Annotated in this window: 23 protein-coding genes; 12 read left to right on the forward strand and 11 right to left on the reverse strand. The window is 69.9% G+C overall.

Annotated elements, in window-relative coordinates:
• Positions 1 to 70: 70 nt before the first annotated feature.
• On the forward strand, positions 71 to 298 hold the full coding sequence (locus AB0C15_RS13075; protein WP_357351402.1) for a hypothetical protein: 228 nt from the start codon (positions 71 to 73) through the stop codon (positions 296 to 298).
• An 81-nt stretch (positions 299 to 379) separates the two neighbouring features.
• Here AB0C15_RS13075 and AB0C15_RS13080 read toward each other — a convergent pair whose 3' ends face one another.
• The 3 genes from AB0C15_RS13080 to AB0C15_RS13090 all read right to left on the reverse strand — a co-directional run bounded on the left by AB0C15_RS13080 (position 380) and on the right by AB0C15_RS13090 (position 2,070).
• Positions 380 to 688: a hypothetical protein gene (locus AB0C15_RS13080; protein ID WP_357351403.1), complete on the reverse strand. Its 309-nt coding sequence runs from the start codon at positions 686 to 688 to the stop codon at positions 380 to 382.
• Between the two features lie 116 nt (positions 689 to 804).
• Positions 805 to 1,365: a hypothetical protein gene (locus AB0C15_RS13085; protein ID WP_357351404.1), complete on the reverse strand. Its 561-nt coding sequence runs from the start codon at positions 1,363 to 1,365 to the stop codon at positions 805 to 807.
• 51 nt (positions 1,366 to 1,416) lie between these two features.
• Complete coding sequence (locus AB0C15_RS13090; protein WP_357351405.1) at positions 1,417 to 2,070, reverse strand: hypothetical protein; 654 nt, start codon at positions 2,068 to 2,070, stop codon at positions 1,417 to 1,419.
• Between the two features lie 140 nt (positions 2,071 to 2,210).
• Here AB0C15_RS13090 and AB0C15_RS13095 point away from each other — a divergent pair, with 140 nt between their 5' ends.
• Both AB0C15_RS13095 and AB0C15_RS13100 read left to right on the forward strand, forming a co-directional pair.
• A complete protein-coding gene (locus tag AB0C15_RS13095) occupies positions 2,211 to 2,558 on the forward strand; it encodes a GlsB/YeaQ/YmgE family stress response membrane protein (RefSeq protein WP_357351406.1) in 348 nt (115 codons plus the stop codon).
• An 84-nt stretch (positions 2,559 to 2,642) separates the two neighbouring features.
• Positions 2,643 to 3,413, forward strand: coding sequence for a hypothetical protein (locus AB0C15_RS13100; protein ID WP_357351407.1), 771 nt, complete (start codon positions 2,643 to 2,645; stop codon positions 3,411 to 3,413).
• A 25-nt stretch (positions 3,414 to 3,438) separates the two neighbouring features.
• Here the strand turns inward: AB0C15_RS13100 and AB0C15_RS13105 are convergent, their stop codons facing one another.
• On the reverse strand, positions 3,439 to 4,182 hold the full coding sequence (locus tag AB0C15_RS13105; RefSeq protein ID WP_357351408.1) for a TetR/AcrR family transcriptional regulator C-terminal domain-containing protein: 744 nt from the start codon (positions 4,180 to 4,182) through the stop codon (positions 3,439 to 3,441).
• A 78-nt stretch (positions 4,183 to 4,260) separates the two neighbouring features.
• Between AB0C15_RS13105 and AB0C15_RS13110 the strand changes: the two genes are divergently transcribed.
• Positions 4,261 to 5,496: a DUF418 domain-containing protein gene (locus AB0C15_RS13110; protein ID WP_357351409.1), complete on the forward strand. Its 1,236-nt coding sequence runs from the start codon at positions 4,261 to 4,263 to the stop codon at positions 5,494 to 5,496.
• Positions 5,497 to 5,677: 181 nt separating this feature from the next.
• Here the strand turns inward: AB0C15_RS13110 and AB0C15_RS13115 are convergent, their stop codons facing one another.
• Positions 5,678 to 6,100: a hypothetical protein gene (locus AB0C15_RS13115; protein ID WP_357351410.1), complete on the reverse strand. Its 423-nt coding sequence runs from the start codon at positions 6,098 to 6,100 to the stop codon at positions 5,678 to 5,680.
• A 267-nt stretch (positions 6,101 to 6,367) separates the two neighbouring features.
• The gene (locus AB0C15_RS13120) at positions 6,368 to 6,745 is read right to left on the reverse strand and encodes a DUF2089 domain-containing protein (protein WP_357351411.1); all 378 of its coding nucleotides are present in this window, start codon (positions 6,743 to 6,745) and stop codon (positions 6,368 to 6,370) included.
• 247 nt (positions 6,746 to 6,992) lie between these two features.
• On the opposite strand from AB0C15_RS13120, the gene AB0C15_RS13125 reads away from it, so the two are divergent.
• The 4 genes from AB0C15_RS13125 (at position 6,993) to AB0C15_RS13140 (ending at position 10,562) form a co-directional block, all read left to right on the forward strand.
• Positions 6,993 to 7,325: a hypothetical protein gene (locus AB0C15_RS13125; protein ID WP_357351412.1), complete on the forward strand. Its 333-nt coding sequence runs from the start codon at positions 6,993 to 6,995 to the stop codon at positions 7,323 to 7,325.
• A gap of 188 nt (positions 7,326 to 7,513) precedes the next feature.
• Entirely contained in the window at positions 7,514 to 8,518 is a 1,005-nt protein-coding gene (locus AB0C15_RS13130) for a hypothetical protein (RefSeq protein ID WP_357351413.1), read from the forward strand.
• 198 nt (positions 8,519 to 8,716) lie between these two features.
• Positions 8,717 to 9,301: a helix-turn-helix domain-containing protein gene (locus AB0C15_RS13135; RefSeq protein WP_357351414.1), complete on the forward strand. Its 585-nt coding sequence runs from the start codon at positions 8,717 to 8,719 to the stop codon at positions 9,299 to 9,301.
• A gap of 1 nt (position 9,302) precedes the next feature.
• Positions 9,303 to 10,562, forward strand: a complete 1,260-nt coding sequence (locus tag AB0C15_RS13140; protein WP_357351415.1) for an MFS transporter — start codon at positions 9,303 to 9,305, stop codon at positions 10,560 to 10,562.
• 13 nt (positions 10,563 to 10,575) lie between these two features.
• Here the strand turns inward: AB0C15_RS13140 and AB0C15_RS13145 are convergent, their stop codons facing one another.
• Together AB0C15_RS13145 and AB0C15_RS13150 are read right to left on the reverse strand one after the other, a co-directional pair.
• The gene (locus tag AB0C15_RS13145; RefSeq protein ID WP_357351416.1) at positions 10,576 to 11,460 is read right to left on the reverse strand and encodes a S41 family peptidase; all 885 of its coding nucleotides are present in this window, start codon (positions 11,458 to 11,460) and stop codon (positions 10,576 to 10,578) included.
• Between the two features lie 57 nt (positions 11,461 to 11,517).
• Positions 11,518 to 12,183: a TetR family transcriptional regulator gene (locus AB0C15_RS13150; RefSeq protein ID WP_357351417.1), complete on the reverse strand. Its 666-nt coding sequence runs from the start codon at positions 12,181 to 12,183 to the stop codon at positions 11,518 to 11,520.
• Between the two features lie 104 nt (positions 12,184 to 12,287).
• Between AB0C15_RS13150 and AB0C15_RS13155 the strand changes: the two genes are divergently transcribed.
• Both AB0C15_RS13155 and AB0C15_RS13160 read left to right on the forward strand, forming a co-directional pair.
• Positions 12,288 to 13,202 carry an SDR family NAD(P)-dependent oxidoreductase gene (locus AB0C15_RS13155; RefSeq protein WP_357351418.1) on the forward strand — a complete coding sequence of 305 codons (915 nt, stop codon included), beginning with the start codon at positions 12,288 to 12,290 and terminating at the stop codon, positions 13,200 to 13,202.
• Between the two features lie 166 nt (positions 13,203 to 13,368).
• A complete protein-coding gene (locus tag AB0C15_RS13160) occupies positions 13,369 to 13,881 on the forward strand; it encodes a DUF3592 domain-containing protein (RefSeq protein ID WP_357351419.1) in 513 nt (170 codons plus the stop codon).
• 35 nt (positions 13,882 to 13,916) lie between these two features.
• On the opposite strand, the gene rph is transcribed toward AB0C15_RS13160, so the two are convergent.
• Positions 13,917 to 16,532: a rifamycin-inactivating phosphotransferase gene (gene rph, locus AB0C15_RS13165; protein ID WP_357351420.1), complete on the reverse strand. Its 2,616-nt coding sequence runs from the start codon at positions 16,530 to 16,532 to the stop codon at positions 13,917 to 13,919.
• A 170-nt stretch (positions 16,533 to 16,702) separates the two neighbouring features.
• Positions 16,703 to 17,404, reverse strand: a complete 702-nt coding sequence (locus tag AB0C15_RS13170; RefSeq protein WP_357351421.1) for a DUF4396 domain-containing protein — start codon at positions 17,402 to 17,404, stop codon at positions 16,703 to 16,705.
• 140 nt (positions 17,405 to 17,544) lie between these two features.
• Between AB0C15_RS13170 and AB0C15_RS13175 the strand changes: the two genes are divergently transcribed.
• Together AB0C15_RS13175 and AB0C15_RS13180 are read left to right on the forward strand one after the other, a co-directional pair.
• Complete coding sequence (locus AB0C15_RS13175; protein WP_357351422.1) at positions 17,545 to 18,312, forward strand: MBL fold metallo-hydrolase; 768 nt, start codon at positions 17,545 to 17,547, stop codon at positions 18,310 to 18,312.
• 20 nt (positions 18,313 to 18,332) lie between these two features.
• Positions 18,333 to 18,986, forward strand: coding sequence for a TMEM175 family protein (locus AB0C15_RS13180; RefSeq protein ID WP_357351423.1), 654 nt, complete (start codon positions 18,333 to 18,335; stop codon positions 18,984 to 18,986).
• Between the two features lie 45 nt (positions 18,987 to 19,031).
• On the opposite strand, the gene AB0C15_RS13185 is transcribed toward AB0C15_RS13180, so the two are convergent.
• Entirely contained in the window at positions 19,032 to 20,123 is a 1,092-nt protein-coding gene (locus AB0C15_RS13185; protein WP_357351424.1) for a winged helix DNA-binding domain-containing protein, read from the reverse strand.
• Between the last annotated feature and the right edge of the window lie 6 nt (positions 20,124 to 20,129).

Raw genomic sequence — 20,129 nt, forward strand, 5'->3', positions numbered from 1 at the left:
GCGGTGCCGCCCATCATTGCCGATCGAGGCTCGGAAGCCGGCTGACACTCAGGCGTGGTACGGCGGGCGGTTGCCGGCCGAGTATCGGGGTGCGTACCTGGTCGATGTCGCGCGGGCGTACCTCCAGGTGGGTGACGTGCGCGGGGCGGCGAGGGCGCTTGTCGACGCGGACAGTGTCGCGCCGGCCGAGGTTCGGTGCCGGCCTCTGGCGCGTACCCTCATCGCCGATGTCGCCCGCGCGCAGCCGGCGCCGGCCGGCGTGGCGCGACTGGCGACGCTTGTCGGCCTTACCCGGTGAGACTCAGTCGCCGTGGGGCGCGACGATGGAATTCATCACCACGCCGGATCGGTCCCGGGCGGGCCGCGATGGACCGGAGGGCTACCGAGGACTGTTCGGCCCGGAGGCAGACGTCAGCAACCCTTCGTAGAACGTGATGAGGTCGGGGCGATCCTTGCCGACCTGACTCATGCACCGCTCTGCGCCGGCGTACAGGGCGGCGCGTATTCTGCCGCCGTGTTCTGACCCCAAGGTGCCGATGTTGAGATATCCCATCGCGCTGGCAGGAAGTAGATGCAGGTTCAGATCGTCGTCAGTGATCATCCCGGCTGGCACCGACTCAACAATGAGATCGAACGTGGCACCCCTGATGTACCACTCTCCACCTCCGTCGAAGAGCACGCTCATCATCGCTCTATGTCTCCTTCCAGGCGATGGCCGAGTCGGACCCGTAGCCGGTGGTGCCAGCCAGCGCGCAACAACTGGTGACGCTAGCGGAACGCGCCACCCTGCCCGGGTCGTAAGCCTCACCCCGGGCGACCGTCGCGGAGGCGGAACCGTCCGGGAATGTCGCAGCAGCCCTCGGCGTGCAGGTCGCGGGTGGGGGCGTCGAGGGCGGACGCGGTGAAGTGGGCCGGGTCGAGCCGGAACGTCAGTGTGGTGCCGGTGCCACCTGGTGCGTCGACGTGGTGGGGAGGTCCGGCGGGGCGTAGGCCGGCGAGTTGCTGACGCAGGGCGTGACCCGCGTGCCAGGTCTCGATCGTGGTCTGGGTGCTCACCGCGGCCGCCGCGGCGTGGACCCAGCGGTAGGAGGTCAGCACGGACCCGTGGTAGCCGTCGGTCGAACCGCCCGGACCGGTCGGCCAGTTGTCGGTTGTCGAGAACGCGAGGTCGTCGAGGATCTCCACGGTGACCTCGGGCGGGCCGCTGGGTGCGACCTTCGGGCCGGGGTGGAGGGACGCGATGACGACGGCGGTCAGGACGCTTGTGGCCAGGTGCGGGTCGGCCCCGAAGTACATGCCTGGTCGGCGGCGCACCGACTCGTCGAACTCCAGGACGGTGATGTCCGCCGCGGTGTACTCACTCACCCGCCCACGGTGCCCGAACCGGCCGTGAAAGAGAAGGGCGCAGATGGCCCGTCACGACCACTGTTCGCATTCGGCGTCGAGGCGTGGGTCGGAGCGCACCCAGACTTCGCCACCGGCGGCCTCGGCCGGGGCGTCGACCCGTTCCAGGCCGAGGAAATCGATCAACTGGAGCAGTTCGGCGCGGTCGGCCCGGTCGTCGTCGATGTCCTTCGAGTCGAAGAAGATGTAGTAGCTGTCGGTCGGGTCGACGTAGCCGGAATCCGCCCAGATCCGGCCCACCTCGTCGATCGCCGCCGCCTCCGTCGTGACCGTCGCGGCGCGAGCGGCGCCCCGAGCCTCCGGTGACGCGTCGAGGTCGGCGAGGTCGGCGAACCACTGGCCGAAGTGGTCGAGGCCGGAGTATCCGTTCTCGAAGAACAGCATCGCGCTCGGCAGGTAGCGGTTGGGCCTGTCGATCTTCAGGTGCTCCGACCGGGGTTGGTCCCCGTCAGCGACCCGGGAGATCACCCCGAGGCGGGGCATGAGCACCAGACGCTGCTTCGCCGGCTGGTCGGTGATGGTGTACGTGTCGGACTCCCGGCCCCGGAAGAACGCGGAGAACGCCACGTACGCCTCCTGCGGGTCGCCCACCGAGACGTGGTGATCGTTGCCGTCGCCGGCAGCGAAGACGAACTGCTTCGGGCCGGGTGTGTAGGGGCGGGCCATGAGTGTCCTTTGTCCAGGGGTGAAAGCCTCGCCAGGCTAGTGGATCAGGGTGACATCTCCCGGGCCATGATCGAGATGGGGTTTCCGGGAACGTGAGATCCGGGCATGTATCCCGGTACTGCTGGAGGGGAGAGACGGCAATGCTGGTAACCGGTTATCTCGGCGCGGTGCTCATCGGCGCACTCGTCGGCCTGCTCGGACGACTCATCCTGCCGGGGAGGCAGCGGATCGGCGTCTTCGCCACGTTCGTTCTCGGCGTCGGCTCGGCGGTGCTGGGCACCGTCGTCGCCAGGGCGTTGCACATCGACGACGACGCCGGCGTGAAGGTCTGGGTGCTGCGCTGGGACTGGGTCGTGCTCGCGATCCAGGTCGGCCTCGCGATCGTCGCCGTGGCGCTGGCGAACATGCTCACCTTCACCCGGCTGGCCGGCGGCGACGACACCCCGCGTCGGCGGACCCGTCGCACCAAGGCCAAGCGCGAATCCTGATCGGCGGCGGCGTCAGGCGCGTACCGGTGTCACCTTGGCGTCCGTCCGATGGAATTTCGCCTCGCGCCGCTTCTAATGTGAGACATGGCCGATGGTGAGCACGGAAACGATCCCGTCACGGCTCGGGCCAATCCCGAGCGATCCGGTGGTTCCATCTTCGACGATCTGCGTTGGCTCCGGCACGTTGGCGGAGGCGGCGGAGGCGGCGGCGCAGGTGGTGGTGGGGCACCCACCCACGACACGGTGTGGCTGGTCAACTCGGCCGGGGAGGTCGTCGGGACCGCACACCACAACCCCGAGACCGGCATCCTGGAGACGGACCAGGAGGAGACGATGACGGTGTATCGCACCTATCACCCGGAGATCGTTCCGTTCGTGCCGGCGACTGTTCCCGTGAACGTGTCCATTCCGCAGCAGACCGTCCCGGAGAAACGTCCCGAGCCGGTGAGCCACCCGCAACCCCAGGAATCGGAAGAGGAGACGCCCACCACCGACGTGGTCGATCCCAGCGTCTTCATCTTTCGTCCCACCGGGGAGAACTGGCAGGAGACCGGCTGTGTGCGGGCGGTGGTCTTCCGCCACGGTGGTTCGTCCTTCGGGCCGCCGATCGAGATCGTCGTCGGCGTGACCATCGGGGTGCCCCTGCGTCTTCGCGATGGCACGCCGGTGACCTGGCGGGAGGCGCAGATCGACTCCGGGGTGGCGGCGCAGGGCGCGGCCGAGCGGATCAAGGCGCTGCTGACCACGCATGCGATCGTCCCCGCCCAGGTCCAGCCACTGTTCGCCGGTTACATGGGTGGGGCGTTGACGAGCCACGGGATCGGCTATCGCCTCAGCCAGTGCTGGCCCGGCTGAAGGATCCTCGTCAGCGGGACGCCCCTCAGCGGGTGCGCCGCGCGATGGCGGCCTCGACGCCGTCGAGGATCAGGTTGAGGCCGAAGGTGAAATCCTGGTCCTCCGGGTCCTCGCCCGGTTCGCTCTCGAATGCGCCCGCCGCGAACAGCGGCGCGGCCTCGGGGAAGCGCTCCGGGTGCACGAGCGCGGCGAGGGCGCGGCCGTAGTTCTGCTCGACGTCGGCCTGGCTGAGCCCGGTGCCGCTGCGGCCCGCCGCCATCTGCCGGCCCTGCAGGATCGCGTTGCGCACGTAACCGCTGACGACGACGAGTACGCCTGCCTTCGTCCTCGGGTCCAGGCCGGTGTCGTGCAGGGCCCGCAGGAACGCGTCCATCCAGCCGACGGCATTCGGTCCTCGGGGTGGGCCGGCGATTGGAACTTCCACGAGCCACGGGTGTTCGGCGTACCGGGCGCGGATCGCGGCTGCCCAGCGCTGCACGCCGTCACGCCACACGTCCGCGTCCAGCCGGGGGGCGGGCCCGGTGGCGTGGTCGGTCATCAGCTCGACGAGTTCCTCCTTCGAGCCCACGTGCCGATACAGCGACATCTTGGTGAAGCCGAGTGTCTGCGCGACCTTCTGCAGGGTCACCCCGTCCAGCCCTTCGTGGTCCGCCAGGTCCACCGCAGCGCCGACGACCCGTTCGACGTCGAGTTCGGCGGGCCGGCCGCGCCGTGCGGAGGTCGGCAGTCGCCAGAGCCGCGCCAGGTCCGCGGGCACGTCATCGGCCATTGACGGCACATTGTGTCCCATGGATAGTATCTCCTGTAAATTAAAGCTGTCGTCGGGCCGAACGGGGAGAAGAAGCATATGGACGTGTCAGCGGGCGCGATCGGCGCCACGACGAGCCGGTCGAGCGCCGCGCAACGCCTGCACGACCTCGACGCGCTGCGGGGCTTCGCGCTGCTCGGGATCTTCGTCGTGAACATCACCTTCATGGCCTCCGGTTACCCGGGCAACCTGATCACGGACCCGGCGTTCTCGTCGGTCCTCGACGACGCGGCGCGGTTCCTGTCCGCGGTGTTCGTCGACATGAAGTTCTACATCCTCTTCTCCTTCCTGTTCGGATACAGCTTCACCCTGCAAATGGAGGCGGCGGGGCGCGCGGGTGCCGCGTTCGCGCCGCGGATGCTGCGCCGGATCGCCGGCCTCTTCGTCCTCGGCGCCCTACACACCGTGCTTCTGTACGGCGGCGACATCCTGATGACGTACGCGGTGGTCTGCCTGGCCCTGCTCGCGATGCGCCGGGTCCGCGACCGCACGGCGCTGCGCGTCGCCGGCGTGCTCTATGGGCTCGTGCTGCTGAGCCTGCTGGCCAGCGGGCTCTTCGTGGACTCGTCCGCGTTCCTGCCGACCCACGCCGAGGCGCTGGCAAACGCCGAGAAGGCGACCGCTGCGATGCTCGGCGGATGGGGCGACGTCATCGGTCACCACCTCTCCGGGCTCCCCCTGCTGGTGCTCCAGTCCACGACGTTCCAGGGGCCGACGGCACTGGCGATGTTCCTGCTCGGCATGGTCGCCGGCCGACGGCGGCTCCTCGCCGGCGTCAGCGGTCACGAGCCGGTGCTGCGGCGGATCCAGCTCATCGGCTTCCCCGTGGGTGTCGCGGGCGGCGTGGCGTACGCGCTCGGCGGCGGCAACGGCGAGTCACTGGCCGTGGGTGTGAGCGCGGCGACCGCCCCGCTGCTGACGGCCGCGTACGTGGCCACGCTGCTGCGGATGATGCACAGCCCGCGGTTCGGGTTCGTGCGGTCGGCCCTGGCGCCGGCGGGCCGGATCGCCCTCACCAACTATCTGGGGCAGTCGCTGCTGGGGCTGCTCATCTTCAGCGGGATCGGGCTCGGCCTGGCCGGGAGCGTGTCGCCGGTCGGGACGACCGGGCTGGCATTGCTGATCTTCGCGGCGCAGCTCGCGGTGAGCGCGTGGTGGCTGCGTCATCACCGGTACGGGCCGGCGGAGTGGGCGCTCCGGCGGGTGACGAACGGGGGCGTCCCCTCGGTCGAGCACCGACTCGCCGCCGGGGTAGGCGAACGACGCGGGCGGTGAGGAGATGCGGACCGGTCGGCGGGACGCAGCGGAGGGACCACCCGTCCGAGTGGTCCCTCCGCTGACGTACCGGCGTGGCTAGACTCCAGGTTGGCAGTTCACCTGTGCTCTGCTGCGGCGGGCGCAGCCTCGGGAGGGTGTTCCAGCACCCTCTCGAGGGGCCGTCTTCGTCGGACGGCACCTACTCGCAGAAGACACGCACGGTGGCATCGGGGGAGTCCACCTCCACCGTCACGTCGTCGAGGTGCTCCACGAGCGCCTCCAACTGTTCGGGCTTGAGCTGCGTCAGGTCGATCGGCACGCCCGACTCGCTGAGCGAGGCGTTGGCCTTGACCAGGGCCTGCGGCGGCACCAGGGCCGCCAGCCGTACGCCGGCCCGCAGCAGTTGCAGTGGCACCCGCACGTTGACCCGTGACGGTTCGAGGTTGTCGGTGGCGTCCACCATCACCCGCAAATACTTCACCGTGCCCTTCGGCCGGAGGTCGTGACCTGCGACCGCCGGCGCCTGGCCCCGTTCGAGGGCGGCGATGAGCTGCTCCGCCTCATCCGCGGTGATCTTGCCAGCGGCAAGCATGTCGAGGATGTCCCTGCGTTGTTCGGTCATGCGAACCTCTCCTAACTGATGGCCACGAGCACGGCCAGGCGGCCCTGCCGATGTCGAAGCGGGCGCCGGGCAGCGCGGAAATGACGCGCCAACCGGCGCCGAGAGCCCGCACCACACGGATGCGGAACACGAGGCAGGCCACGATCGCCGCGAGGACGACCAGAACCACGACCGGCAGGAGTACGAGCGCCACGGGGAGCACCGGAACCCAGAAGCGGAGGGGCCGGCGATCCGGGCGGTCGACCTTGACGGTCACCAACTGCGGCATCACGATCGGCCGTCCAACTCGGCCAACGCCTGCTGTGCGGTGATCTCACCGCGACGCAGCCGGTCGATGATGTCGGCCCGTGACGGTGCGGGGTCGGTCTCGACGAAGTCGAGCATCTGCGTGATCCGGTTGAGCCGCGACTTGATCGTCGGGTAGCTCACCCCGAAGATGCGTTCCATCTCCTTGATCGAGCCGTGGCAGCGCACGAACGCCGTCACGAAGACCTGGTCCTCGACGTTGAGCTGAGCCAGTTGCGGTAACCCGAACTCGCCCTCGATCGCCACGCCGTTGCTCGCCAGGCGCACCCGCTCGACGACGAACGGCTGCCCCCGCGTCAGGCTGGTGAGTTCCTGCCAGTCCATCGCCTGCTCTGTCATACTTGAAGCTTAAGCCCGAAATTCCTTAACTTTCAAGAGGGCGATCTTGATTTTGTTAATGTCCCGGGTTGCGAAGGCATGCTTTGCCCCTCGCGACGGGCACGATCTACTCGCCTTCACGGAAGTCGGTCTGTTCCGACGCCGTCGACACCCCGACGTCATGAAGCCTGAGTCGAACTCTCGCCGTTGGTCGGCCTCGGCGCTGGCGGCCGTTGGCGCGGGCCTGGGTGCGCTAGCGTCTGGCCTCATGGAACCCGCGGACGTGGTCCTGGCCGTCGTGTGCGCCGCGGCCAACCTGGCCATGGCCGCCGTGTTGCTCGTCCGGAGCCGTGGGGGCGTGGCCGCGCCCCGGATCTTCGGCCGCCCGCAGTTCCTTCCACGCCTGCGGGCCGCGATGCATGTCTGCCTGGGGCTGGGAGTGGGCGGCGGCCTGCTCGTCAAGGACGTCTTCCCGCCGGATTCCACGGGTGACGCCGTGGTGTTCCACGGGGTGCGGATCCTGCTGCTGGCTGGCGTGGTCACCGCCCTGCTGGGCGCCTTCCGGTACCCGCGATCCCTCTCTGGCAAGGCCGCCCGGTAGAGGCGGCGGGCCGGGGGTCGACGTTCGCTTCGGTCAAACCTCCGACACGTGTGGTGCCGACCTCGCGCTACGCACCGCGGCCCGGGACGGAAGTCCGACGTTGCGTGTCCACTCCCTCATCCAGGGTCCAACCTGAAAGCCGGCTCGCCGTGGGGGCGGCCGGTACACAGTGGACTGTGGAGGTTCGGATGCTGATCATCGCGGAGGAGAAGGACGCCTACCCACCGAACGGTCAGATTCCCAACCTGGAGACCGACGAGAAGGCGTGCGTCGACATCCTGACCAGGATCGAACCGCTCATGCCCAGCGGCCTGCGGGACGAGGTCGTTGGTGCGTTGATCAACTGGTCGGAGAGCGCGCTCAAGCCCGATCAGAGCTTCGGCACGTGGGCCGAGGCCGTCACCGCCGCGACCGGGTACGCGAAGCGCGACGCCGCGCTTGCCATCGACAACAGCCAGCGGCATCGCGACCAGGCCGTTGACGGCGCTGACCTGCTGAAGCTCAACGAGGCGCTGGGGAGCACGGGCAAGACCGGTGACCCGCAGATCGCGTTGCGCGACGAGAGCCGCAGGTGGGCCAACTGCGGACTGGCGGCGTTCCAGATCCGTGAGCAGTTGAGCGCCGCAGGCGGCAGGCCCGTCCGACTGTCGCACGACAGCTACGGGGCCGGCGGCGGCGACGCGCTCAAGAAGGCGCTGCTCGCCGAGCCCGCCAGCGCCGCTACCGTCCTGCTGCTCGACTGCCAGTTCCCGCAGGTGCACAACTTCGTCATCGAGGTGCACCACGACGGGTCGCGCTACCTGGCCCAGGGCTACCAGGGCACCTACTTTGCCCACTGGTGGCTCGGCATCAACGACACCTACTCCGGAGCGAAGGTCCCGGCCGAGATTCTCGCCCTGCGGGAGCGGTACGGGCTGGGTCGGGCGATCAGCTCGGAGGATTACGCGTCCCTGCTCGACGGCCTGGTCGTGGCAGTCTCGTCCGACTGGCAGGCGACCGCGGGCCAGTGGCCGGCGCTCCCGTTCAACCCGGACCGGCAGGAGATCGACGGGATTCGCCGCCGGTCCGGATCGCCGACCCTCCTCGTCGAGGTGTTCGAGCTGGCCGAGCCCGCCGTGGCGCGCAAGGCGCTCGGCGACAACGGCGTCGCGTCCCTCAGTGAGCTGGCCACCCGGGGGATGGCGACTGCCTGACGCGGTGTTCCCGGCGGGCGGGAGCACGACACCGCGGCGGGACCCGGCACGGTCCCGCCGCGGCCACAGGGTGTCGCTCACGGCGGGGCAGGTGACCAACCCCGAGCTGCTTTGCGACTGGGCAAACCCGAAAGACTTGTTGCGGAAAATGACTGAGGGGAGATATAAACGAAAGGAGTCTTTCGATAGGGAGTGCTGATGGGGCCGAACGAGCCGGAGCGCCGGGTGCGCATCCAGGACGCGACCAAGCTGCGCGCGCTCGCGCACCCGCTGCGCGTGCGGCTGCTGCGCTACCTACTGGCCGCCGGCCCGAGAACCGCCGCGCAGTGCGCCGAGGCCCTGGACGACACCGGCGCGAACTGCAGCTACCACCTGCGTCAACTGGCCCGGCACGGCCTCATCGAGCGAGTTCCCGCCGAGGGGACCAACCAGCGTGACCGACCGTGGCGCGCAGCCGCGACCGGGTTCGAGTTTCTCCCGGACCCCGACGATGCCGAGGGGCAGCAGATCAACGACGCGCTGACCGCCCTGGGGGTCGACGAGATGTTCCAGTCGTTGCAGCGTTACCAGCAGCAACGACACAAGCTGACCGACGAGTGGCAGGAGAGCGCCACCTTCCACAACTACACGCTCGCGCTCACCCCGGAGGAGCTGCGGCACCTCACGCTGACGCTGGACGCCGTCATCCGGCCGTACCTGCGCCCGTTGCGCACCACGCCCCCCAGCGGCGCCCGGCCGGTCAGTCTCAACCTGCAGGCGTACCCCACGCCGGAGTTGATCTGAGATGGCGGCGCTGCTGCGACACCGCGGCTTCGCCCTCGTCTGGGTTGCCGGGCTGTTCTCCAGCGTGGCCAGCTGGCTGCTGCTCACCGGGCTGCCGATCTACGTGTTCGGGGTGACCGGCTCGGCGCTCACCACCTCCGCCGTCTTCCTCGTCGAGCTGCTGTGCGGCATCACGCTGGGATCGTTCGCCGGTGCTCTCGCCGATCGTTTCGACAGGTTCCGGTTGATGAGCTGCGTCGCCGTGTTGCAGGCAGCGGTGGTGATCCCCCTGCTCGGTCAACCCGACCGCCACCATCTGTGGATCATCTCGGTGGTGGCCGGCGGCCAGGCGGTGCTGACCCAGACGTTCGACTCCGCCCGCAACGCCGCGCTGCCACGCCTCATCGAGCCCGCGCACCTGGTGCGGGCCAACAGCGTGGTGGCGCTCAACATCAGCGTGGGACGTCTCGTCGGAGGTTCGCTGGGCGGGTTCGCGATCACCAGCGACGGCACCCGCTACCTGGCCGTCGGCGCCGCCGCGACCTTCGTGATCGCGGGAGCGCTGATCGCCGCCGCCCGCCGGGCCGCCCACCACGCCGCTGCGGAGCCGGCGACCCTGGACCGGACGTCATCGTTCCTCACCGCGTGGCGACACGGCCTCACGGCGGTGCTGCGCAACCGCGCCGTGCGGGTGACGATCGTCAGTGTGGCGCTGGGTGGCATCGCGCAGGGCCTGTTCGTGGTTCTCTTCGTGGTCTTCGTCAGCCGCGCCCTGCACGCCGACGGCACCCTCACCGGTGTGCTGCGCGGCGTCCAGGCGATCGGCGGGGTGGCGGGTGGGCTTGTCGTCGCCATGCTCGGCGCCCGGTTCAGTCCGCGTCTGCTGATGAGCCTGGGAGCAACCACCTTCGCACTGATCAGCCTGGTCATCTGGAACGGGCCGACGGTCACCCGTCAACCGCAGTGGTACATCGGGTTGTTCATCCTGGTCGGCGCGCCGGGCATCGCGTACGCCAGCGGAGCTTTCGCGCAGATCCAACAGAGCGTGCCCGACACCGAGTTGGGTCGGGCCTTCGGCGTCTACTACGCGATCTTCAACGCGTCGCAGGGGTTGGGCATGGCGGCCGCCGGCCTGCTCGGCGACGTGCTCAGCGTCGTACTCGTGCTCAACGTGCAGGCCCTGCTGTACCTGGCCTCCGGCGCGGTCGCCTACGTGGGTCTACGGTCCGTCCGGCGGCAACGCGCCGCCGTACGGCAGCGTGAAACGGTCGACATTGGTTAGCTGCCTGTCGCGCCTATGCGGCTGAGATGGCCTTGAGCGCTCTGTCGAGTGCTTGCTCCGCCGGGACGGGCACGTCGGGCACCACTCCGACACCTTCCCAGTTGGTGCCGGTGACGCTGTTGATGGTCCGGGCGGTCGGCACGGTCACGAGGATGTGTTCGGTGACCGGGTAGCGGGCCGTTGGATGCGCGCCGCCGCGCGTCGTCTCCCCGACGACGACGGCCCGGCCGTGCGCCTGCAGGGTGTACGCCACGTCCTCGCCCCCGGAGAACGTCGTCGCGCTGGTCAGCACGTACACCGGACGGTCGGCGTAACGCGGCGCGGGAAGGTGCGCGGTCGTCCAGAACTGGCGGGTCGCGCCGGTGGACCGCTCGTAGAAGTCGTTGAGGTGCACCTGGTCGTCGCGGAAGAAGTAGCTGCACCACATCGCGGCTCCCTCCGGTGTGCCGCCGGAGCAGGCGCGCAGGTCCAGGACGAGCGCGGAGCTGAGGGCGACCAGTTGCAGGGCCGCGCCGATCGCGGCGGCACCCTCGTCGGCGTACGCGATGCGGCGCACGTCGATGAACCCGACGTTGCCGTCCAGGTGCTCGACCCGGCGGATCCCCTGGTTCTCCGCCCTGAGCAGCGCGAGGAACGCGGCCCGCCCGCCGTCCTCGTCCGCTGGATCCAGCGACTGCGGCTGGTCCGACCACAACAGCCGCAGGTGCCTGTCCGGGCACACCTGCTGAAGGTGGGCGGTGACCGTCTCGCAGAGCGCCGGCCCGTGCAGGCCGTCGTACTCGCCCGCCGCGAGACGACGCCGGATCGCGGCGTCGATGTCCGCGACCTTCTCGGGAAAGACGTAGCCTGCCCCGATCCGATCCAGGGCCCGTCCGACTATCTGTTCGTGTGAGAGCACGGCAGGCCACGCTAGACCGCGAGCAGCGTCAGGGCCAGCGAAATTCCGCGCGGCGACTCAGGAGCGCGGCAGCATGCCCACCAGTGACGTGGTGATTGCGATGCGTAGGGCGGTCCGCAGGTCGATGTGGTAGACCGCGAGCGCCGGTTCGGACTCGTAGACGGCGAGCAGGCTGGGTGGCGGTGTGCTGTAGGCGGACAACGAGCCGCTGATGAGCAGGACCTGGAGGCAGAACAGCTCGCCCTGGTCGCCGACCTCGGGCAGGTGCCGCCGGACGAGGTCGGCCATCACCGCGAGGTTGGCCAGTGCGGCCCGCTTGTGGCGGCGGGCCACCTCGACCGAGACGTTGTGTTCCAGCACCCCGCCCTGCGCGCCGAAGAGATCACAGAGCACCGTCTGGGCGGAGAGCGACAGGCTGATCACGTCGGCCACCTGCTCCGCCCGCTCCAGCGCGGACCGGCCCGGGTCGACACCCTGGGCCAACTCCTGTTCCAGCCCGGTCAGCCAGGTTGCCGTCCGGTCGTCCAGAAGGTCGAGCAGCACCGCCTCGCGGGACTCGAAGTAACGCAGCACGGCCGTCTTGGCCAAGCCGACGCGCCGGCTCAGCTCGTTGAGTGTCACCTCGGCCACCGGCATCTCGTCGAGCATCGCCGAGGTCGTCTCCAGGATGGCCTGGCGCCGGACCGCACGCTGCTCCTCGCTGCGTGCCCGCTGGAACGTCATGAGGCCCACCCTAGCTTAGGTACCGCCGGTCCCTTGACAGCGTACCGGCGGTACATTACCGTTTCGAGCATAAGTTACCGGCGGTACATAGGGGAGAGCCTGAGATGAAGTGGACCGAGCAGCAGATTCCGCGCCAGGACGGCCGGGTGGCCGTGGTCACCGGCGCCAACACCGGGCTGGGCTTCGAGACCGCCCGGCGGCTCGCCGAGCGCGGAGCGTCGGTGGTGCTGGCCGTACGCGACACGGCGAAGGGCAAGCTGGCCGCCGCCCGGATCGGCGGCGACGTCTCCGTACAGGAACTGGATCTGACCTCGCTGGAATCGGTGCGCGCCGCCGCGGCCGGCCTGCGCGCCGCGCACCCGCAGATCGACCTGCTGATCAACAACGCCGGCGTGATGTACACCCCGAGGCAGACCACCCGCGACGGCTTCGAGATGCAGTTCGGCACCAACCACCTGGGCCACTTCGCGCTCACCGGCCTGCTGCTCGACCTGCTGCTGCCGGTGTCCGGCTCACGCGTGGTCACGGTCAGCAGCGCCGGCCACCGCATCCGCGCCGCGATCCACTTCGACGACCTGCAGTGGCAGCGCTCCTACAGCCGGGTCGCCGCCTACGGCCAGTCCAAGCTCGCCAACCTGATGTTCACCTACGAGTTGCAGCGCCGCCTCGCCGCGCACGGCACCACCGTCGCGGTGGCCGCACACCCCGGCGTCTCCAACACCGAACTGGTCCGCAACTCCCCGGCGCTCGTCCGCCAACCGGTCACTTGGCTCGCCCCGTTGATCACCCAGTCCGCGACGGCGGGGGCGCTGCCCACCCTGCGGGCCGCCACCGACCCGGCCGTCCTCGGCGGTCAGTACTACGGCCCCGACGGCCTCGGCGAGCTGCGCGGCTCCCCGAGGCTTGTCACCTCCAGCGCCGACTCCTACGACGTGAGCGTGCAGCAACGTCTCTGGGCGGTGTCGGAGGACCTCACCGGCGTGCGCTTCCCGGTGGGCCAGGCGACCGCCTCGGCGTGACCGCACCAAGGGGCGGGCAGCGGTCGCCGGACACCCGCACGCTCGGTGTCGGCGGCCACTCGCCTGCCGGTAAGTCGGGGTGTCCCGCCTACTCGGACACCCCGACTTCACGCATCGTTGTGCCTACCCGACAACCCCTCTGCGGGCCACAGATATCCTCTCGGCCATGCCGGAGTACCGCAGTCCCACAGGTGTATCGGCGCAACGGGCCGCACTCACAGCAGTCCTGTGTGGCCTGTTGCTGACCGGCTTCGGCGTCACCATCGTCTGGGATGGTCGAGGTTGGCCGGGGGAGGTTTACACCACCGCCACTTTGATCAGCTCAACGGAGACGCCGGCACGCGCCAACCGAAAGGGTACGTACTACGAGTTCCAGTACGCCGTACCTGATGGACGGCAGGTTGTGCTCAACGAGTTGGTCTCCAGCAGCGGCTCCCTCTACCAGGACGGTGACTCCGTCACCGTCCTCTACTCACCCGATGCCCCGGAGCAGGGCCGGCTGTGGGTGTCCCGAGGCGGGGCGGAGTTTCTGCCCGCGCTCGGCGGGATAGCGCTCTCCTTCGTCGGGCTTTGGGGCGTCATCCATGAGCTGCTCAAACGGCGCCGTACGCCGAAACCGGCTGGCAGAGGGAGCGCCGGTCCTCGACTGCTCCGGCCGCGCGAGGATCCGCGGCCCTGATCGACGACGACCACCCGGGTGGCCGGCGCCGTCGGTCAGGGCAGGATCTCGACGTACCCGTCGGTGCCGTGGACGCGGATCCGCTGCCCGTCGCGGATCAGCCGGGTGGCGTCGAGCACGCTGACGACGGCCGGCAGGCCGTACTCCCGCGCGATCACCGCGCCGTGTGTCATCAACCCGCCGACCTCCGTCACCAGGCCCGCGATGCCGACGAACAGCGGCGTCCAGCTCGGGTCCGTGTGCGCGGTGACGAGGATGTCACCCGCTTCCAGGTCGGCCTGGGCCATGTCCAGGATGACGCGGGCACGCCCCTCGACGGCACCGGCGGACACCGGCACGCCGGCCAGGGCGCCGGCCGGCACGTCGTCGCGCCGGTACGCCCCGGTGACGACCTCACCGTCGGAGGTCACCACCCGGGGTGGGGTGAGCGCCTGGTACGACCGAAACTCCTCCCGGCGCCGCCGGAGCAGCTCGTGGTCCACCTTCTGTGACCGGACGACCTCGTGGAACTCCTGGAACGTCAGGTAGAAGACGTCGTCGACGCTGGTGAGCACGCCGGCCTCCGCCAGCCGCTCGGCCTCCGCCAGCAGGGCCCGCTTGTAGACGAGATAGCGGCTGACGATGTCGTACTTCGGGTACTCCCGGTAGCCGATGTAGGTCCGCACCCGGTCGATCATCCGGGTGGTCTCGTCGGCCCTCTGCTCACCGTCCGGCAGCGCCCGCAGGCGCGTCAACACCTCCTGCGCCTTCTGCTGCGCCTGCTGCCGGCCCTGCGCGAAGCGCCGCCCGGCCTCGCCCGGCGCGAAGAGCCTGACGTTGTCGAGGAGCACGGGCACGAGCGTGCGAGGGCGTTCGCTCCACCGTGGCCTGGTGATGTCGATCTCGCCGACGCAGCGCATGCCGTACCGGTCGAGGTATCCCTCGATGGCCTCGCGCGCCTCGACCCCGCCCGCGACCGTGGGCAGCCGGTCGAGGAAGTCGTCGTCCCCGACAGCCTGGAGGAACGCCACGACCTGCGGGTACGGCCGGATCACGTCGGCGACGTCGAGCAGCGCCAGCCCCATCTCCGAGGTGATGTTGCCGGGCGCGGACAGGGTGAGGGTGTCCGCCGCGTTCTTCTCGCCCAGCCACTCGCCGAGGTTGTCGTTGAGCCACCAGGTGGCCTCCATGCCGGCCATGATCGCCTGCATGCTGAGCGGGTCGCTGAGGACCCGTTTGTGCTCCGCGAAGGCCTTCTCCAGCAGGAAGTCGAACAGCGCCGGGCCGCTCACCGCCGCGATGTCGCGCCGCAGGTCGGTGCGGGACGCCTCGCTGCGGCCGATCAGGTCGGTCACGATGGTCGGGTCGGCCTCGATCGACACACCGCCGGTCGTCAGCCGTGCCGGACCACCGTCGCCGGTGGGCGTCGTCGCCAGGAAGTCCGGGCGGTCGAGGAGCGTCTGCAACGCGTCGCGCGTCAGTGGGTCGGACTTCCCGATCATCTCCAGGAAGGTGGCGCGGCCCGCGGGCGCGGCCAGCAACCGGGTCGCGTCGACGAACAACCTCCCGCCGGCCTCCAGCATCGGAGCCATCGCCGTCAACTGCCACATCGAGAGCCCCAGCGGCCGCATGGCGTCGGTCATCATCTGCTGGTGCCCGACCGACAGGTAGACGTGGTTCGCCTCATCACCGGCCGGGGGCACGGGGAACAGGGTGGTGATCGGCCGGCTCTGCACGATCTGGAAGTCGTCGTCGACCAGGCACCACTCGATGTCCTGTGGGCGGCCGAAGTGCGCCTCGATCTGCCGCCCGAGCCGGACGAGCCGCAGCACCTGCGCCTCGGTCAGCGCCGGCTGCTCCTGCCGCTGCGGGTCGACGGCCACCTCCCGCGTCCCGCCGCCGGGTAGCGCGGTGATGGCGCGCCGCTTGGCGGCGACCGCACCGGCGACCACCTCCCCGTCGCGCACGCTGAAGACGTCCGGGTTCACCAGGCCGGACACCAGGGCCTCGCTGAGACCGAAGCTGGCATCCACTGTCGCGACCTTCCGGTTGCCCGTCACCGGGTCGGCCGTGAACAGGATGCCGGAGGCATCCGGAAAAACCATCTGCTGTACGACGACAGCCATCTGAACCGTCCGGTGGTCGATGCCGTTGCGCAGGCGGTAGACGACGGCCCGCTCGGTGAAGAGCGACGCCCAGCACCGGCTGACGTGCCGCAGGACGGCCTCCGGCCCCACCACGTTCAGGTAGGTGTCCTGCTGGCCGGCGAAGGACGCCGTGGGCGTGTCCTCCGCCGTCGCGCTCGACCGCACCGCGTACGCGGCCTGCTCGCCGAAGCGGGCGAGCGCGTCGGTGATCGCGGCGGCCAGGTCGTCCGGAATCGGGGTGCCCTCGATGCTCCGGCGGACCTCCGCGCTGAGCGTACGGATGGCCTCCCGGTCGTCCGGGCTCAGCCCCGACAGCCGACCGAGCCGGTCGTCGATCGACGGCGTCTGCCCCACGACCCGCCGGTAGGCGGCAGTGGTCACGCAGAACCCGGCCGGTACCCGGAGGCCGTCGATCCGGGACAGCGCGCCCAGGTGCGCGGCCTTGCCGCCGACGACCGACACCCGCGTCTCGTCGACCTCCCGAAGATCCACAAGCGGTGCCCGCTCGCCGCGGCCCTCGTCCATTGACAACACACCCACGTCGCGCCCCCGTTACCTCGTTTGTGCTGGTCCGGCCGCTGATTCTGCGCCACGACCGGGGTCTTGCCACAAGCCCCCAGGTGCGATATACGTTAGAAGTGGCAGGGAGAGTGATCTCCTTGCCGCTTGTCGTTTGTCGGGGCGTTCGGGCCTGCTCAGTCGAAGGGGAGTCGGCGCGGCTCGATCCGTAACCCTCGGCCGAGCTGCCAGGACGCGGTCGGCCAGGCCGCGACGAACCCCGCTATCAGCCCGATCTGACCCACGAACCAGAACGTGGCGCTGTCGGGTCGCAGGGGTGGCTCCGGCAGGACCACACGGTGCGCGAGCGTCAGCCACACGAACAATGCCAACTCGAAGGCGCTGATGGTCAACAGCTCGATCCTGCCGACGCTCGACAGCGCGCGCCAGACCTTGCCGAGGCTGCGACCCGGCCCGGCGAAGTACCTGAAGAGAACGGCGATCGTCACGGCCATCAGGTAGTCCCCGGCGTAGTCGACCCACAGCGGGTCCTCGGCGGGGTCGAACCTCACCGCGTACAGGGCGATCTCGGCGACGATGAAGCCGAGAGCGCAGTGGGCGCCGCAGCGGGACACGTGGGTGACGACGATGCCCCGGCGGGGCCGGCGCGGCAGACCCTCCCGCCGTCGTCGGGAGAACGCCTCGGGCCGACCCCAGTTCCAGTAGAGGCGGACGGCTGCCGGACCGACGTAGAGGACTGTCACCAGCCAGACGATCTCCATGACCCGGACCGGCTGACGGTGACCGCGGAGATAGGTGTCGGCCAGGACGACCGCGAAGCTGACCACGCCGACCGCGAGCGACGCCCATGAGAGCGCCACGAGCCAGGTTGGTGCCATCCCCGCCCCTTTCGCGCGCCTGGCGAGTCTTTCATGTCGAAATCGTCCGGATCGGCGGATCGGGCGTTCCCGCTGGTGCGGGCGCGGACACGGTCCGCGCGGGACAGATGACTCCTCTCCGCGCTGGCACACTCTCGGTCATGGTCGACTGGTTTACGCGGGCCGAGGTGGACGGCGACGTCGTCCGGGTCTCGGAGCCGCACGTCAACGAGCTGCTGTCGGCGAACCTCTGGTGGTTGCGCGGCACTGACCGGGACATCGTGATCGACGCCGGGCTCGGTGTGGTCGCCCTGCGAGAGGCGATTCCGGGCCTGTTCGCGCGCGACCCGCTGGTCGTGCTCACCCACGCGCACCTGGATCACGTCGGTGGGGCGTCGGAGTTCGCGGACCGGGCCGCCCACCCCGGCGAGGCGGGGGTCCTGGCGGCCGGTGTGCCGGCGAGCCTCTACGGCGCGGAACTCTTCGCGAAGCTGGGTATCGACGCCGCCGGGGACGCCGTCCCGGAGCTCATGATCGACGTCCTGCCCGACCCCGACTACGACCCGGCCGCCTACCGGATCGCACCCCTGGCCATGACCCGCCTGCTCGACGACGGCGACCGGGTCGACCTGGGCGGACGGGTGCTGACCGTGCTGCACCTGCCGGGCCACACGCCGGGAAGCATCGCCCTGCTGGAGGAGCGCACCGGGGTCCTGTACTCCGGCGACATCATCTACGAGGGTGCCCTGATCGACGATCTGCCCAACTCCGACGTGACCGCGTACCGGCGGAGCATGCAGTTCCTCGTCGACCTCGACGTGTCCGTCGTCCATCCCGGCCACGGGGACAGCTTCGACCGAGCGCGCCTGCGCCAGTTGGCCGAGGCATACCTGCGCAGAACGGCCGCCGCCGACCGTGACGAGAGCTGACGTACCGCATAATTCGCTACGTGCCTCCCAAAAGGGAAACCTTCCGGCTCACCCGTAGCCCGGGCCGCTTGCTGGCCTTCAGCGACGCTGTCTTCGCGATCGCCGTGACGCTCCTGGTGCTGGAGATCCAACCGCCGAAGGACTTCGGGCGCCTCGTCCAGGGGCTCGGCGAACTCTGGCCCTCGTACCTGGCGTACACGCTGAGCTTCCTGCTCATCGGGCAGGTGTGGGTCAATCACCACGTCATGTTCGACCGGGTACGGCACGTCGACCGAGGGGTGTTGTTCCTCAACACCCTGCTGCTGATGGTCATCGCGTTCCTGCCGTTCACCACCTCACTGCTCGCCGAGGCGTTGCGCGCGGAGCAGGGGCTGCGGGCGTCGGTCGTCGCCTACGGGGGCACGCTGTGGACGGCGGCGGCCCTGTTCAACATCATCTGGGTCCACCTTCGGCGGGCCAGACTGCTGGATCCCGGCCTCGGCCCGCTCGGTGCTCGGGCCATCGGTCGCCGGTTCGCGCTCGCGCTGGTCTGGATCGGCTCCGGCATCGTCGTCGGCGCGTTCGTGCCGATCGCCGGCGTCGTCATCATCGCCGCGTTCCTGCCCGCCTACTACCTGCCCGTCCGCGGCGAGTACGGCGAGGACGACATTACCGCCGAGCAGCCGCCCGGCTGACCGACCCGCGCCCGCCGTCTCGTGGACGGTGGAGTGGGGGTCCGTCTAGCTGCCGAAGTCGACTCCGGCGAGGGCGACGGAACGGTACGCGGCGAGGCGTTCGGCCTGCACGGTGACGGCCTTACGGGTGGCGGCCGACAGCTGCTGCCACGGCTGGACGGCGACCGTGAACGTCCTGCCGGACTTGCGGGGACGCCAGGTGCCGACCAATTCGCCGTCGACGAGGACGGCGCCGGGGCGACCCAACACCGGCCACAGTTCCTTGGCCCGGGCGGCGTCCGGCACCAGCGTTGCCCGGTCCTTGGCCTGGAGGAACAGGTCGAACGGGCCGAGCAGCCGGATGCCCCGGCCGTCGGCCGACGCCAGCGCCTCCTCGTCGGCGGCCAGCAGTGAGCGCACCTCGCCGTCGACGGTCACCTCGACCACATCGTCGGGCCAGTGCGCCTTCACGTCCTTCACCGGAGCGTCGAGATAGTCGGCCACCTGTTTCGGGGTGGCCGGGCCCAGCAGGCGAAGGTACGCGCGGATGAGGTCGAAGCGGTCGCCGGGGGCGGCTGCCTTCCGGAACCCGGAGATGCGCTGCAGGATCGGGGGTGAGGTGTCCAGTTGCAACTCCAGACCGGCCCGCAGGGCGGCGAGCCGGAACGGCATCTCGTAGAGGTGGGTGGCGTCGCACGGCCGGCAGAACCGTAGGTACGGCTCGGGCAGCATGGTGGCCAGGCGACCAGAGACCTCTCCCTTCACCGTCGGGGTGCTGACGATGCCCCGTATCCGGGAGGCGATCTCGTCGAGGGCCGCGAGAGTGTCGATGCCGGCGGCCCGCAACGGCTTGGAGGCGTCGTAGATGCGCTTGCCGGCGTCGGCCTCGGAGAAGGGTTCGACGGCCGCCGCCACCTTCGCGACGTCGGCCCGCCGGTAGAGGTGGGGAGCGCCGCGCACCGTCCACAACAGCACCAGCTCCGGGGCGGGCAACGCCGTCACGTCCACACCGCGTACGACCAGCGCCCACCGGGCGCCGTCCGGACCGGTGTTCTGCACTCCGAGGTCCAGGACGGCGGTGTCGGCGAGGACGCCCTGGTCCCGGTGGAGCTGCTGGGCGCGGACCCGGAAGTTCATCACCTGGTGCCGGTCGACCATGCCACC

This window comes from Micromonospora sp. NPDC048835 (genome assembly GCF_040649995.1).
Classification (GTDB): Bacteria; Actinomycetota; Actinomycetes; order Mycobacteriales; family Micromonosporaceae; genus Micromonospora.